This window comes from Sorangium sp. So ce726 (assembly GCF_051521405.1).
GTDB lineage: Bacteria > Myxococcota_A > Polyangia > Polyangiales > Polyangiaceae > Sorangium.
In genome coordinates, this window is sequence record NZ_CP150349.1 from 3567731 (window position 1) to 3583660 (window position 15930).

Here is a 15930-nt window from a genome sequence, read left to right on the forward strand (position 1 = left end):
TCGGAGGTCCCATGCACGCCACAGAGCAGCGCTCGAACAGCGCTCCGTCCGCTCGATCGACCCGCACCTACACCGCCGACAGCCTGCAACAGCTCGACAGCGACGCGCTTCTCGCGGTTTACCGGGGCGCGAGCACGCCGAGGTTGACCGACGCCAGCGGCGACATGAGCGGAAAGCTGGTCATGATCTGCGGTGTGAAGCCGCCGCTCGCGGCCTGGTTGAGCGACTTCGTCCGGGAGACGAACACGTGGGCCGGCAAGACGTTCTCCTTGCGGGATGACCGCCGTGGCGAGGGGTACAACCGCATGCTCAACGACGCGCGCCAGAGGTTTCACTTCGATAGTTTCATCGGCCGCTCCCGGGCCGGCGACTTCGATGCGCTCCACCTCGACTACGACCGCCCCGAGAACCCCTTCTTCGCCAGGCACGTCGCGGACGAGATGCGCGAGGTCTCCCCGGGGCTCTATCTGGGTCAGGCGTATGTGCGGATCCTCGGCAAGCTCCGCCTGGTCTGCTACTTCAGCCTGGTGAAATAGCGCTCTGCCGCTCTACAGCGTCTGCTCGACGAGCGTCACCCAGTAGCTCGCGCCGATGGGCAGGATCTCGTCGTTGAAGTCGTAACCCGGGTTGTGCAGCATGCGGCTCTCGCCGGCGACGCCGTTGCCGAGCCAGACGTAGGCGCCGGGCCTCTCGCGCAGCATGAACGCGAAGTCCTCGGCGCCCATCGTGGGTTGAATGTCGGTGTGCACCTTGTCACCGCCGATCACCTGCGTCATCGCCGCGATCGCCATGGCGACCTCGTTCGGTGTGTTGATGATGGGCGGGTAGCGGTGCTCGTACCGCACCGTGACCGTGCAGCCATGAGCGGCGGCGATGCCATCGCAGATGCGGCGTAGGGACCCCTCGACGAGCGCCTGCACCTCGGGCTTGAGCGCCCGCGCCGAGCCGCGCAGCGTGACCTCATCCGGGAGCACGTTCCACGTGTCGCCGGCGTGGAACTGCGTGACGCTGACCACCGCCGCGTCGACCGGGCTCACGCTGCGGCTCACGATCGCCTGCAGCGCCTGCACGAGCGCGCTCCCCGCGACGATCGCATCGACGCCGTGGTGAGGCATCCCCGCGTGGGCGCCGCGGCCCGTGATCTTGATCTCGAAGATATCGAAGCTCGCCATCATGATCCCGGGCATCACGGCGAACTGGCCGGTGGGGATGCCAGGCCAGTTGTGCATGCCGAAGACGGCCTCCACCGGGAACTTCTCGAACAGGCCGTCTTCGACCATCACGCGGCCGCCCCCCTCGTTCTCCTCGGCGGGCTGGAAGATGAAGTGGACGGTGCCGTCAAAGGCCCTCGTCTCGGCGAGGTGCTTGGCGGCGCCGAGGAGCATCGCCGTGTGTCCGTCATGACCGCAGGCGTGCATCCTCCCTTCGTTCCGCGAGCGATGGGCGAACGTATTGGCCTCGTGGACATGCAGCGCGTCCATGTCCGCCCGGAGCCCGATGGCGCGGCGGCCCGACCCGGCCCTCAGCGTGCCCACGACGCCGGTCTTCGCGAGGCCGCGGTGGACCTCGAGGCCGAAGGACGAGAGCTTCTCCGCCACGAGGTCCGAGGTGCGGGCCTCCTCGAACGCGGTCTCGGGGTGGGCGTGGAGATCACGGCGCCACGCGGTCATTTCAGCGTGGAACGCGTTGATTCGATCGATGGTGGGCATGGCGAAGGTCCCTTCCTAGAGTCCCTTTGCGTCGAAGGTGACGAGCCGGAGCTCGCATGTATACCGCTTGCCCTCCGCGTCCGTCAGCCAGAGCTCATCGATGCACGGCAGCATCTCGGCGACGCTCACCTTCGCCGACGCGTCCAGCTCGCTGGCCCGCCGGAGCATCTTGGCGATGGTGTCCACGAAGATCGGGCTGTCCAGGTCCGCGTAGTACGGCTTGGCCTCGAAGGGCGACTTGAGGAAGATGAACCGCGGCAGCCCGTGCTCGCGCTGCCAGCGCCGCGCCGCGAGCCAGCGAGCGAGCGGCTCCTCCTCGCGCGCGAAGGTCACCTGCGACGCGACGAAGCGCCACCGCTCGCGCGCGACCACGAGATCGCCGATCTTGAGCCGTGGCGTGTGGTCCTCGGCCGGCAGGACGTCGAGGGCGTTGGTGACCATCGACGAGAGCATCATGCCCATGAAATCGAGGAGGCCGCCGCGGTAGGCGCCGCCCCGCGCGTGGACCTCCAGCGCCCCGTCCTGGTCCACCACGACCAGGTCCGACACGCGCAGCGTCCGCGCCGCAGGCGCGGGAGAAGGCTCCCGCGAGAACGCATATCGGAAGTCCTCGGAGCCCAGGGCGAGCTCGTTGATGCGCTGGCACCATTGCGCCTTTGGCAGCACGGGGATGACGCTCGGGGTCGGGTTGTCGAGCTCCCAGAGATCGATGAGCTCGCGCATCGACGGGTGCTGGACAGCGAAGCAGGACGCCGTCAGCGTGTGCGTCAGGTGCATCTCCCCCATCACCAGCTCGCACTCCCCCCGGCCCAGGGCCTCCACGTCCTTTGCCGCGATCATCAGATCAGGGCACATATATCGAGCCCTGGCCCAGCCCGGGCGCGGCACGTCGAACGCGCGCTGCACGTCCGGCAGCAGCGCGGCCGGATCCCGCTCGACGGAGCGCGCGCCGGCCGGCACCTTCAGGATCTCGGCCCAGCGGCGCTGCAGCTCCTGCTGCACCTGCCTGACCCACTCAGGCGTGCCGCGCATCTCCCGCATCCACGGCTCGATCTCCGCGAGGGCCTTGTGGAACACCGTGAGCTCGACCGGTCCGCCGCCCTGCTCCGCTGAGAGCCGCTCGAACAGGCCCCGCAGCACCCCGAGGTAACGGCGCCCGACCTCGTACGTCACCCAGCGGCCGCTGAGCAGCAGCAGCGACAGCGGCGGAGCGAGCTTCTGGAGCAGCGGGGCGCCGATCTCCAGATCCAGGTCGCGCCTGCAATCCTCGTAGACGAGCGTGCGCGCCGCGTACATCTCTCCATCGGAGCGCGTCGTGGCTGCGCCGGTCAGCCGGTGAAACGTGTCTTCCAGGCGCGTCATGGCGGCGTCGAGCGCCCGGGAGTCGCCGGCCGCGGCGGCGACCTCGTCGCGCGCCCGCTCGATCTCGTCGAGGGGCAGGAGCGCTCGCTCGCGGAGCGCCTGATCCTCGATCCCCACGAGCGCGCGCCGCAGCGCCTCTTCGGGCGACAGCTGCAGCGCGACCTCGAAGTCCCAGGCGAGGACGCCCATCGCGCACGCCCTGTCCAGGATCTCGAACACCTCTGCCTCGCCGCTGAGCCCGAGCGACGGGTCGCTGGTGAGCCGCCTCGCGAGCGCCCTCGCGGTCGTCACGCCGTCGCAGCCCTCGAGGACCGCAGCCTGCGCCGGCGTGAGCGGCATGGCCCCGAGGGTCGGCACCTGGAGAGCGCCCCCATCGACGCGGATGTAGGCGAGCAGCCGGGGCGCCGCGAACGGCCTGAGCTCCGGGTCCGAGCTCAACCGCGACGCTATAGCGTCGATGGCCCAGCTCTCGAAGTAGACCCTCCGCGCGGCGAGGAGGCCTGGCCCGGGCCGGGCGACGATCGCCTCGGGGCCAAGGCCGATCCGGCACCAGCCGATGGGCCCGAAGAAGCCGATGGAGTCGTTCTTGACGCAGTAGCGTTGCAGGTAGGCCGCGACCAGCGCCTCTCTCTGCCGCGTCTTCTTGTCCCGGTGGCCGGGCGCCTTGCGCAGGAGGCCGTCGAGCCCCGTGTGAAGGGCGCGCCTGTTCTGCCAGACCACCGCCTCGCGGAATCGGTCGTCCTGCACCGCCGCGCGCAGCGCCTCGCTGACCCGCGCTGTCTCCACCTCGAACGAGCGCTGCAGATCCGCGTGGATCCCGCTTTTCTCCGGGGCGGCCCCTTCGGCGTCGAGCGCCCTGTCGAGCATGGCGGCGGTCCCGGGGGCCGCGAGCGACAGGATGGTTTGCGCCGCGAACCCCGCGCCGCGAACGCACGCGAAAGGCCACAGCCCGAACGGTCCCCCGGCCAGCGGCACCAGGTGGCGCGACGCGCCGCCTTCAACGTCCTGCTCGGACGGGCGGCGCGCCTGGCCCTCAATGTCTAAAGCAGGCGCTTCGGCGGCGAGTTTCATCGTGACAGACATGATTTCTCATCCGTGGCAGGGATTCTGGTTCGAGCGACGCCGCGCGTGTCTCACGCGTCGCCTGCGGCCTCCGGAGATCCCGTCTCCGGGGCGCTCGGAGGGGCGACGACCTTGGTCATCTCGGCATGACTTATCTGCGAGAACAGGGACAGGTAGGGCATGAGGAGCGCTCGTGACCACGAGGAGGGGAACCACATGTAGCTGTACAGGGGCTGACCCACCGCGCCGCGGCGCCGCTTCGTCTTCCACGTGCCGCCGCTGAGCCATATCCGCCTGGCGCCGAGCGCGACGGCGCGCTTGATCGGTTCGTAGAAGACGAGGCTGAAATACAGCAGCGAGTCGTCCAGCCCCTGATCCTCGGTGCGGCCTACGCGGTAGACCCAGAGGTCGTCCCCCTTGTGGAGGATCGAGGTGAAGCCGACGACGGTGGAGCCGTTGCGCGCCACGATCGCCTCCGCCCTCGGGCCGAGGTGGCGCTCGAGCTGAGCCCAGAACGATTCCGGGTGACGGAAGTGCTCCTCACCGTATTTCGAGTACGTCGTCTCGTAGAGGCGCTCGAAATCGCCGCCGAGGGAGCCGAAATTCGGCGTCACGGTGAACTGTATACCGGCCTCGCTGACCTTCCTCATGTCGCGCCTGAAGGACTTTCGCTCCTTCGTCTGGAAGCGCGCGAGGTAGTCATCGAAGGTCTTGAACTCGGTGTCCAGCCGGTTGTCATAGACGAGGAAGACCTCCTCGAACCCGCTCCCGCGCAGCGATCTCCTGAGCTCGGCGCGCTCGGCGTCGACGCCATAGAAGCAGAGCGGCAGCCGCTCTCTGCGCGCCTCGTCCTTGAGCGCGTCGAGCACCGCGCGGTGCACCTCCTGCACCGCCGCCGGATCGACCGGCGCCACGGCGATGCCCCCGCGGTAGCTGAGCGGGCTCGCGGCGAGCACCCACCCGTCGATCCCTGCGCGGGCCGCCCGGGCGAACGCCCGGTAGGCGTTGACCGCCCGGACGACCCACTGGCTCCAGCGCGCGCTCTCTGGGTTCATCCTGACGAGCTCGTCCTGCCAGGAGACGAAGAAGAACTTCTCCAGCGAATAATGATAGTAGATCGAGCGACTGCGCGTGACGAGGAACGGGCAAACGGCGATGAGGCGTGTCCCCTCGCGCACCAGCACATAACGCAGGGACAGCTCCCCCCGGACGAGCGGCGCCAGATCCAGCGCGTCGAGCATCCGCAGCCAACGGCGATCGAGGAACAGGTCGGCTTCCGCCGTGACGTTGTCGAGCTCCGCGTCGTCCACGGAGTCGAGGGATGTGCAGATGGTCGTCGTCAATCTCACCGATGGCGTTCCTTTCGTTGCACCCGAGCGCCGCGAAGAGGCGCGCCGGCCCCGCGCGAGGCCGGCATGGGGCCGGTCCATGCGCGGCGCGGGCCCGCTCAGGGCGCCTCGCGCCGGGCCCGCTCGATGAGCGCGCGGAGCTTCCGGGCGACCTGCTCGACGCCGGGCGCCTGCAGGATCGAATAGTGGTCGCCCCGCAAGCGCTCGACCTCGACGCCTGAGGGCGCCAGCCGCCGCCAGGCGTCCGCCGCATCCGGCGACGAAGCCCGCCCGTCGATGGCCTGGAAGACCGTCAGCGTCCCGCCGTACGGTCCGGGGTCATACCCATAGAGCGCCTTCATGTTGCTCATGAAGACACGGCGCAGCGCCGGCAGCGCGTCCTCGGGGGGCAGGCTGCCGCCGGCGACGCGGGCCAGATCGTGGTCGAACAGGGCGTGAAGGAGGTGATCCGTGTCCGCAGGCGGCGCCCCGGGCCGGGCGCCGTCGACCTGCGCGTCGATGAGCGCGAGCACCTCCACGCGTTGCTCGCTGCGCTCGAGCTGCCGCGCCATCTCGAACGCGACGACGCCCCCCATCGACCAGCCGCCGAGCAGGTAAGGCCCCGACGGCTGCACCGACCGCACCGCGCTCACGTAGAGCGCCGCCATCTCCTCCACGCTTGCCGGCGGCGCCTGGGCCCCGTCCAGCCCCGGGGACTGCAGCCCGTAAAACGGCTGCTCCGCGCCGAGCTGCCGCGCGAGCTCGCGGTAACACAGGACGTTACCCCCCACGGGGTGGACGCAGAAGAACGGCCGCCGCTCGGCGCCGGGCGTGATCGTCACGAGCGGCGAGCTCGGATCGAGGCGCCCCTCATCGCGGAGGAGCGCGGCGAGGCGCTCCACCGTCCCCCCCTGGAACAGCGCCGCGAGCGGCAGCCGCTGGCCGATGCGCGCCTGGATCTCCGCCATGAGCCGCACGGCCAGGAGCGAGTGGCCGCCGAGGTCGAAGAAGTCGTCTCGGACGCCCACGCGCTCGGCGCCCAGCACCGCGGCCCAGATCGCCGCGAGATCTCGCTCCAGCGCGTCCCTCGGCGCGACGAAGCTCTCCGCCGCGCCGCTCCGATCGGGCGCCGGGAGCGCCTTGCGATCGACCTTGCCGTTCGCGTTGAGCGGCAGCGCGTCGAGCAGCACGACGAACGCGGGCACCATGTACTCGGGCAGGAGCTCCCTTGCGTGCTCCTTCAGCACGGCGGCGGAGCGCGGCGAGCCGGCGGCCGGCACCACGTACGCCACGAGCTGCTTGTCCCCTGGCCGGTCCTCCCTGGCCACGACGACCACCTCGGCCACGCCGGGATGCCGCTTGAGCGTCGACTCGATCTCGGCAAGCTCGATCCTGAAACCCCTCACCTTGACCTGGTGGTCCAGCCGGCCGAGGAACTGGATGTCACCGCTCGGCAGGTACCGCGCGAGATCGCCGGTCTTGTACATGCGGGCCCCGGGCAGGGGGGAGAACGGATCGGGCAGGAACACGTCGGCCGTACGCCGGGGATCCCGCAGGTAGCCGCGCCCCACGCCGACACCGCCCACGAACAGCTCGCCCGGAACCCCGATCGGCGCGGGCTGACCCTGCCGATCGAGGAGATAGAGGCGCATGTTCGCGACCGAGCGCCCGATGGGGACGTGCGCCGCGGTGGGCACCTCCCGCACGCGGTAATGCGTCACGTCGTCGGAGCACTCGGTGGGACCGTAGGCGTTGAGGAGCGGCACCTCGGGATAGGCCTCGATCCACTGCGCGCACAGCTCCGGCGGCAACGCCTCTCCGGTGGCCACCATCCACCGGAGCCCCGCCAGCAGCGGCGTGCGCTCCATCGAGCGAGCCTCCGCCAGCACCGCGCGAAGCATGGAAGGGACCAGCTCCACGATCGAAATGCGATGCTCCTCGATCGCGGCGAGCAGCCGGGCGGGATCCCGGACGACCTCCTCTCCCAGGATGTGAACGCGACCACCGAGGAGGAGCGCGACGAGGAACTGCCAGACCGAGATATCGAAGCACTGAGAGGCGGTCTCTGCGACGCAGTCCTCCGCGGTGAGCTCGAGATCTTGCACCTTCGCGAAGAGGTGATTGAGCATGCCGCGGTGCTCGACCATCGCCCCCTTGGGAGCTCCCGTTGAGCCCGACGTATAGATGACATAGGCGAGGTTCGACGGGCGAGCGTGCGGCAGCGGAGCTCTCGCTATCTCGGCGCCCGGCGTGAGCGCCTCCTCGAGGCGAAGGATCTGCGGCGCGGCCGCCATCCCTTCCAGGGCGCGCCGCAGCACGGCCTCGAGCGGTCGAGAGACGAGGACGCGCCGCGCGCCGCTGCTCTCCAGCACCTGAGCGATCCTGTGAGGCGGGTGGAACGGATCGAGCGGCAGGTAGGCGCTCCCGGCCTTCCACACGCCGAGCATCCCGCCGAGGAAGTCGAGGCCGCGCTCCGCGAGCAGCGCGATCACCTCGTCCGGCCCCGCGCCGTGGCGCACGAGCGCGCGGGCGAGGGCGTCCGCGCGCTCGTCGAGCGCCCGGTAGCTCAACGAGGCGCCACCCTCACCCACCGCGGCGATCGCGCCCGGCGTCCGCTCCACCTGGGCCTCGAAGAGCGCCGTGAAGCACTCCTCCTCGGGGAACGGCATCTCGGTGCGGGTCCAGTCGTCGAGGAGGGTCCGCCGCTCGTCCGCGGGCAGGAGCGGCAGCGACGAGATCGGGCGGGTCGGATCACGCACGATCCCCTCGAGGAGCTGCTCGAGGTGCGCCGCCATCCGGGCGATCGTGGGCGGATCGAAGAGATCGGCGTTGTACTCGATATGCCCCCCGAGCTGCTGATCTGCCTCCGTCAGCGCCAGGGTCAGGTCGAACGTCGCCGTCCCGGTGAAGACCTCCTCGGTCTCCAGCGCCTCGGCCCGCGACGCGCCAGTGGGATCCTGCAGGATGAACATCACCTGGAAGAGGGGGGCATGGGCGCGGCTCCGCGCCGGGTTCAGCTCCTCCACCAGCTTGTCGAACGGCAGATCTTGATGAGCGTACGCCTCGAGCGCTGTCCGATGCACCCGCTTGAGCAGATCGAGGAAGCTCGGATCGCCGGAGAGGTCCACGCGCAGCGCGACGGTGTTGAGGAAGAAGCCGATGAGCCCGTCGAGCTCCTGCCTGCTCCGCCCGGCCACGGGGGAGCCCACGACGATGTCCTGCTGCCCCGAATAGCGGTGGAGCAGGACCTGGAAGGCCGCAAGGAGCGTCATGAACAGCGTCACCGCCTCGCGCCGGCTGAGCGCCTTGAGCGCCTCGGTCATCGCCGTCGAGACGCGGATCGCGTGCCGTCCGCCGCGGTAGCTCAGCACCGGCGGCCGCGGTCGGTCGGACGGCAGCTCGAGCACGGCGGGGACGCCGGCGAGCGCCTGTTTCCAGTAGGAGAGCTGCGCCGCGAGCGACTCCTCGCTCAGCCACTGCCGCTGGCACACGGCGAAGTCGGCGTACTGGATCGGCAGCTCGGGCAGGGGAGACGGCCGGCCGCTGGAGAACGCCTCGTAGAGCGCCGTGATCTCGCGGACGAGCACCCCGAGCGACCAGCCGTCGGTGATGATGTGGTGGAGCGCCACGACCAGCTCGTCCTCGGCCTCGCGGAGCCGCAGCAGCTCGATGCGCAGGAGCGGCCCCTCGTCGAGATCGAACGGCTGGAGCGCCAGCCTGAGGTGCCGCTCGCGGGCCGCGTCCATCCGCGCGTCCGGCCGCAAGCCCCGCAGATCGGTGACCGGCACCGGGACCTTCGCCGGCGGGGCGATGCGCTGGACCGGCCGCCCGTCGACGCTCGGGAAGCTCGTGCGCAGGATCTCGTGCCGCCTCGACAGCTCCGTCACGCTCCGCCCGAGGGCGGCCGGGTCGATGGCCGACGAGAAGCGCACGCTCCACGCCACGTTCTGCGCGACGCTCTCGGGGCTCAGCTGGTGCAGGAACCACATGCGCTCCTGCGCGAGCGAGAGCGGCAGAGGCCCCGCTCGCTGGACGCGCCGGAGCGGCAGGAGCTCGGCGGCGCCGGCGCTCTCCTCGATGTGCCGGGCGATCGCCGCCACGGTGGGCGACTGGAAGATGAGCCCGAGCGGCAGATCGACGCCGAAGGCGCTCCTCAGCCGGGCCACCACCTGGGTCGCGAGGAGCGAATGCCCGCCGAGCGCGAAGAAGTCGTCCTCGACGCCTACCCCGGCCACGCCGAGCGCCTCGGCCCAGATCTGCGCGACGCGGCCCTCGACCTCGGTGCGCGGCGCGACGAAGGTCGAGCTGGCCATCGCGTGCTCCCCCGAGGGCCGCGGGAGCGCCTTGCGATCGATCTTGCCGTTCGCGGTGAGCGGGAGCGAGCTCAGTGCCACGATGACCGACGGGACCATGTAGTCCGGCAGCCGATCGCGCACGAAGCGCTTGATCTCCGCCTCGTCGACGGACCGCTCCGGCGCGGGCACGACGTAAGCCACGAGCCGCCGGTCCCCAGGGGTGTCCTCACGGACCGAGACCACCGCGAGCGCGACCGCCTCGTGCTGCGCGAGCATCGCCTCGATCTCGCCCAGCTCGATGCGGAAGCCCCGCAGCTTGACCTGGTGGTCCGTGCGGCCGAGGAACTCGACGGTGCCGTCCGGCAGCCATCGCACCCGATCCCCCGTCCGGTACATGCGCGCCCCCGCGTCGCCGGAGAAAGGATCCGGCAGGAACCGCTCCGCGGTCAGCGCCGGGCGTGACAGGTAACCTCGCGTGACGCCCTCACCGCCGATGTACAGCTCCCCCTGCACGCCGACAGGCACCCGCTGGAGGTGGCGATCGCAGACGTAAAGCGCTGTGTTGTCGATGGGCCGCCCGATGGACGCCCACCCCGTCCCGGCCGCCCGCTCGACGAGGTGCGTGGAGGACCAGATCGTCGTCTCCGTGGGGCCGTACATGTTGAGCAGCGCGCCCGGAAACGTCTTGCGGATCTCCTCGACGAGATCGAAAGGCAGCGGCTCACCGCCGAGGAGCAGCGCGCGCAGGCTGGACAGGGCAGCTCCCGCCGAGGGCTCCAGCATCATGCCGCGCAGCAGCGACGGCGTGCACTGGAGGTAATCCACCTGATACCGCTCGATCTGCCGCGGCGCCGAGGTGTCCTCCACGCTCCGCCGGTCCTCTCGCTCGCTCAGGCGCTTCAGCTCATCGAGGTAGGGCAGGCTCGCGAGCACGGCGTCGGGTTCGACGCCGAAGTCGATGAGGCAGCCGATCTCGTCGACCCCGATCTCCTTGAGCTGGGCGACCCGCTCCAGGCAGTCGCTCGGCGTCCCGAACAGGCCGCTCGTCTCGACGTACCTCTCGAAGGCGTGGGAGACGAGCAGGTCCAGGTCCTCCTCGCGGACAGAGCTGTCCAGATCGATGCCCAGGCTGCGGCCGAGCCCCCTCATCAGATCGGCCGAGCTGCGCAGGTAGCTGCGGAACGGCGCGCTGATCCGGGCGCGCACCAGATCGGCGTCCCGCTCGACGAACGTGTGGAGCATGAGCGTGACGTGCCCCTCGCCCTCGTGCCCCGCGCGGCGGCGCGCCTCTCGGTAGATCGCGATCCGCTCCGCGAGATCATCGATGCTCTGGCCGAGCAGGTGCGTGAGGATGTTCATCCCGCCCCGGCCCGCGGCCTCGAACGTCTCCGGGTTGCCCGCCGCCGTCAGCCAGACGGGCAGCTCGCGCTGCACCGGTTGCGGCCGGATCTGGATCTCCGTCGGTGTCCCCGCGCCGTCCGGGAACGTCAGCCGCTCGCCGCGCCAGAGCCTGCGGATGGCGTCGATGCCTTCCAGCATGATCCGCTTGCGGTCCGCGTACCGCTCCGGGGCGAGGATGAAGTCGCGCGCGTGCCAGCCTGACGCGAAGGAGACGCCGACCCGGCCGCGCGAGATGTTGTCGAGGAGCGCCCACTCCTCCGCGATCCTGACCGGGTGGTGCAGCGGGAGGACGACGCTGCCGGCGCGGATCGCGACCCGCTCCGTCATGGCCGCGATCGCCGCGCTGACGACCGATGGATTGGGGTACAGACCGCCGAACGCGTGGAAGTGGCGCTCGGGCGTCCACACCGCCATGAAGCCGTGGCGGTCGGCGAACTTGGCTCCTTCCCAGAGGAGCCGATACCGGTCGCCGCCGCCCTGGTCGGCGTCATCGGCGAAGTAGAAGAGGCTGAAGCCGAGCGTCCGGCGCGCGCCGGGGCGGCCCTTCGCCTGCGGCCGCGGCGCCCGGGGTCGCTGCTCGCCCTGGAGGATCACCGTCAGGCCGCGTGTGAGCGTCCACAGAAGCTCCAGCACGGAGATGTCGAAGGAGATGCTCGTGACCGCGAGCCAGCGGGCGCCCGGAGCGACAGGCCCGAGCGCTCGATCCATCGCGCTGAAGAAGTTCGCCACGCTCCGGTGGGGCACGACGACGCCCTTGGGCTTCCCCGTCGAGCCCGACGTGTAGATGACGTACGCGGCGTTGGCCGGGCGTGCGCCGGCCGCGGGCGGGGCACCAGGCTCCGGCCGGCCCTGGCCCCCGCCGAGCATCACCGCGCGCGCCTTCGAGCCCGCGAGCCGCGTCGTGAGGTGCTCTTCCGTCACGACCACCGGCGCGCCGGCGTCGTCGAGCATGTAGCCGATGCGGTCCGAGGGGTACGAGGGATCGAGCGGCAGGTAAGCGCCGCCCGCCTTCAGGATGCCGAGCAGCCCCACGAGCATGTCGATCGACCGCTCCGCGCACAGGCCCACGATCACCTCGGGCCCGACGCCGAGCGATCGCAGCTCGCCCGCGAGCGCGTCAGCCCGCGCGTCGAGCTCGCGGTACGTGATCTCTTCGCCCTCGAAGACGCACGCGGTCGCGTCGGGTGTCCGGCGGACCTGAGCGCTGAACTGCTCATGAATGCACGCGTCGGTCCACGCAGCGCGCGTCGCGTTCCAGCCGGACGTGACCAGCCGCAGCTCGTCCTCGTCCATCACGGTGGCCTCGGACAGGCGGCGATCGGGGCTCGAGGCCGCCGACAGCAGCAGCGCGCCGAGGCGCGAGGCCATCCGGGCGATCGACGCGCCGTCGAAGAGATCGGCGCTGTACTCGAAGTACCCCTCGAAGCCGTCCGCGCCGCTCCTCAGGGAGAGGGTGAGGTCCACCATCGAGGTGCCCGGATCGAGCTCCACCGGGCGCGCCTCGAGCCCCGGCAGCGCCGGGAGATCGACCTCCCGGTCCGGGAGCAAGATCAACATCGCCTGGAACAGCGGCGAGAAGCTCTGGCTGCGCGCCGGCCGCAGGTGCTCGACCACCCGCTCGAAGGGCACGTCCTGGTCCGCGTAGGCCTCGACCGCGACGTCGCGCACCTGCGAGAGCAGCTCCCGGAAGGTCCGGGCGCGGGACAGATCGACCCGCAGGACGACGGTGTTCGTGAACATGCCGAACAGCCCGCTCAGCTCCGGCGGGCGGCCTGCGACGGCGGAGCCGACGCACACGTCCTCCTGGCCCGAGCAGCGCCCCAGCAAGAGCGCGAAGCCGGCGAGCAGCGCCATGTACGGGGTGACGCCCTCCTGGCGGCAGATCCCCTCCAGGGCCTCGCGGAGCGCGCGGGGGAAGCGCACCGGCAACCTCGCGCCCCGGTAGGTCTGCGCCGCGGGTCGAGGGCGGTCCGTCGGCAGCTCGAGCAGCTCTGGGGCGCCGGCCAGCCTCGCGCGCCAGCGCGTGAGCTGATCGGCGGCGACGCCGCCGTCGAGGCGCTCGTGCTTCCACAGGACGTAGTCGCTGTACCCCAGCGGCAGATCCGCGAGCTCGGGTGAAGCCCCCCGAGAGAAGGCCCCGTAAAGCGCCGACAGCTCCCGGGCGAGGACCCCGAAGGACCAGCCGTCCGCCACGAGGTGGTGCGCCACGACGAGGAGCACGTGCCGCCGCGGCTCGATGCGCAGGAGCGTGGCGCGCGCGAGCGGGCCGCGCGTGAGCTGGAACGGGCGCCGCGCCTCCTCGCGCGACCGCCGCTGCGCCTCGACCTCCCGGGCGGACAGGGGCAGGCCCGTCAGGTCCACGATCTCGATCGGCAGCGCCCCCTCCGCCGCGATCACCTGGACCGGCTTCCCGTCTCGCTCCTCGATGCTCGCGCGCAGCGGCTCGTGGCGGCGCGCGATCGCGTCGAGCGCGCGCTGCAGCGCCGCCACGTCGAGCTCGCCGGAGAGATCCACGGCGACAGGGATGTTGTAGACGGGGTTGTCGGGATCGAGCTGCGCCAGGAACCACAGGCGCTGCTGCACGGGCGCGAGCGGCAGCGGGCCCGGCGCTCTCCGCGACGTCAGCGCGGGCGTCTGCGCTCCCGCCGGCCGCGACGCCGCCGCGCGCTGCGCCGCCACGTGCCGCGCGAGCGCGTCCGGGCTCGGACCCCGCAGGAGCACGTCGAGCGGCACCGGCGCGCCGAGCTCCTGCTCGAGGCTCGAGGACAGCTCGACAGCGCGCAGCGAATCCAGGCCGTAGCGGGTGATCGGCGCCTCCGGATCGAGCCCGCCCGCGGGCCCGCCGAGCGACCTCGCGAGGTAACCGCAGAGCCACGAGCGCAGCTCCTCCACGGTCGCCGCGTCGCCTCGAGGCGCCGGGCGCGGCGGCCCCGCCTGGATCGCGGGCGCCGCTGCCGCATCCGCATCCAGGCGCGCGCCGCTCCTCACCTCGTCGGCGCGCCAGAGCAGCTCGGTCTGGAGCTCACCGCCGAGGAACGCCGCGCGGCACGCGTGTCGCTGGATCTTGCCGCTGGAGGTCTTTGGAATGCTGCCCGGCGGGAGGAGCGCCACCGCATGCGGCTGCAGGTCGTGCTCCATGGCCAGCCGCTCCCGGATCGCCCCGATCGCCGCCTCGCAGGCCGCGAGGCGCGCGCGCAGGTCTCGCTCCTTCCGGACATCGATCTCCAGCGTGAGGGCGAGCCGCTCCTCGCCGTCGACCTCCACCGCGAACGCCGCCGAGCACCCCGACCGGATCGCCGGGTGGCTCTGCTCGACGGTGAGCTCGATGTCCTGCGGATAGTGGTTGCGGCCGCGGAGGATGATCAGGTCCTTGCGCCGCCCGGTGACGAAGAGCTCCCCGTCCTTCAGGAAGCCCAGATCGCCCGTGCGGAGGAACTCGCCTGGCTCGCCGGTCGCGAGCCGCGCGCGGAAGGTGCTCTTCGTCTCCTCGGCGCGACCCCAGTAACCCTGGGCCACGCTGGGACCACGGAGCCAGATCTCGCCGACGTGCCCAGCAGGGGAGGCGGTGAGCGCCTCGGGGTGCACGACGACGAGCTCCTGGTCCGGCAGCGAGCGGCCGCAGCCGACGAGCAGCCGCGCCCCCGCCTCGCCGGCGGCTGCCTCCTCGGCGCGCCCCTGCTCCAGCGCCGCCGCGCTCGAGGCGCCCACGATGGGGCCGTCGCCCGCTTTCCCGCCAGAGACGATGAGCGTCCCCTCCGCCAGCCCGTAGCAGGGATAGAAGGCCGTCCTCCTGAACCCGCACGGCCCGAAGGCCGCCGCGAACCGATCGAGGGTCGCCGGCCGCACCGGCTCCGCGCCGCAGAAGGCGACCTCCCACGACCGCAGATCGAGCGAGCGCCGCTCCTCGGGCGAGCTCTTGCGAACGCACAGCTCGAAGGCGAAGTTCGGGCCGCCGCTGATGGTGGCGCCCTCTTCCGAGATGGCCTGCAGCCACCGCAGCGGGTGCCGCAGGAACGTCAGCGGAGACATCAGCGCCACGTTGAACCCGTGGTACAGCGGCTCGAGGATGCCGCCGATGAGCCCCATATCGTGGTAGGGCGGCAGCCAGATCACGCCTGTGCTGCCCCGGTGCGCGCCGAAGCACCGTGAGATGCTCTCCAGGTTGTGCAGCAGGTTGCGGTGGCTGAGCATCACCCCCTTGGGGGTGCCCGTGGATCCCGACGTGTACTGGAGGAACGCGAGCGACGCCGCGCTGATCGCCGGCGGCCGAAAGGCGCCCTCGCCCTCCGCCGGCAGCTCGTCCGTCGCGACCCAGCGCGCCGCGCCGAGATCCGGCGCGCGCTCGAACAGGTGCACGGCCATCGACGCGATCGCGCCCGTGGAGAGCACCACCCCGGCCCGCGCGTCCTTCAGGATGGCGCTCAGCCGCGGCAGCGTCCGCTCGATGCGCGCCGGATCCGGCGGGTACGCCGGCACGGCGACGAGCCCCGCATAGACGCAGCCGAAGAAGGCGACGATGTACTCGAGCCCAGGCTCGTAGAGCAGGATCGCCCGCTCTCCGGGCTCCGCGACCTGGCGGAGCGCGGAGGCGACCTGTCGGGCGCGGCGGGCGAGGTCGGCGTAGCTCATGCGAGCCACGATCTTCCCGCTGTCGTCGCGGAAGCTGTATCCGCACGTCTCAGCGCTCCGCGCCTCGAGCAGATCGATCAGTGTGGCGTACCGCAGTTGCTGTTCGAGCGTCGTCATCTACAAACTACCTCTGTTGCAGGCGGC

The 15930-nt window shown here is 71.2% G+C and carries 5 protein-coding genes; 1 reads left to right on the forward strand and 4 read right to left on the reverse strand.

Features of this window, described 5'->3' with window-relative positions; genetic code table 11:
• Positions 1-11 precede the first annotated feature (11 nt).
• The gene (locus tag WME79_RS13520; protein WP_437535242.1) at positions 12-536 is read left to right on the forward strand and encodes a hypothetical protein; all 525 of its coding nucleotides are present in this window, start codon (positions 12-14) and stop codon (positions 534-536) included.
• Between the two features lie 12 nt (positions 537-548).
• On the opposite strand, the gene WME79_RS13525 is transcribed toward WME79_RS13520, so the two are convergent.
• From WME79_RS13525 to WME79_RS13540, 4 genes are all read right to left on the reverse strand, one after another.
• Positions 549-1709, reverse strand: coding sequence for a M20 aminoacylase family protein (locus WME79_RS13525; RefSeq protein WP_437535243.1), 1161 nt, complete (start codon positions 1707-1709; stop codon positions 549-551).
• A 15-nt stretch (positions 1710-1724) separates the two neighbouring features.
• The gene (locus tag WME79_RS13530) at positions 1725-4046 is read right to left on the reverse strand and encodes a lantibiotic dehydratase (RefSeq protein ID WP_437535244.1); all 2322 of its coding nucleotides are present in this window, start codon (positions 4044-4046) and stop codon (positions 1725-1727) included.
• Positions 4047-4204: 158 nt separating this feature from the next.
• A complete protein-coding gene (locus WME79_RS13535) occupies positions 4205-5476 on the reverse strand; it encodes a peptidogalycan biosysnthesis protein (protein ID WP_437535245.1) in 1272 nt (423 codons plus the stop codon).
• 104 nt (positions 5477-5580) lie between these two features.
• Positions 5581-15903: an amino acid adenylation domain-containing protein gene (locus tag WME79_RS13540; protein WP_437535246.1), complete on the reverse strand. Its 10323-nt coding sequence runs from the start codon at positions 15901-15903 to the stop codon at positions 5581-5583.
• Between the last annotated feature and the right edge of the window lie 27 nt (positions 15904-15930).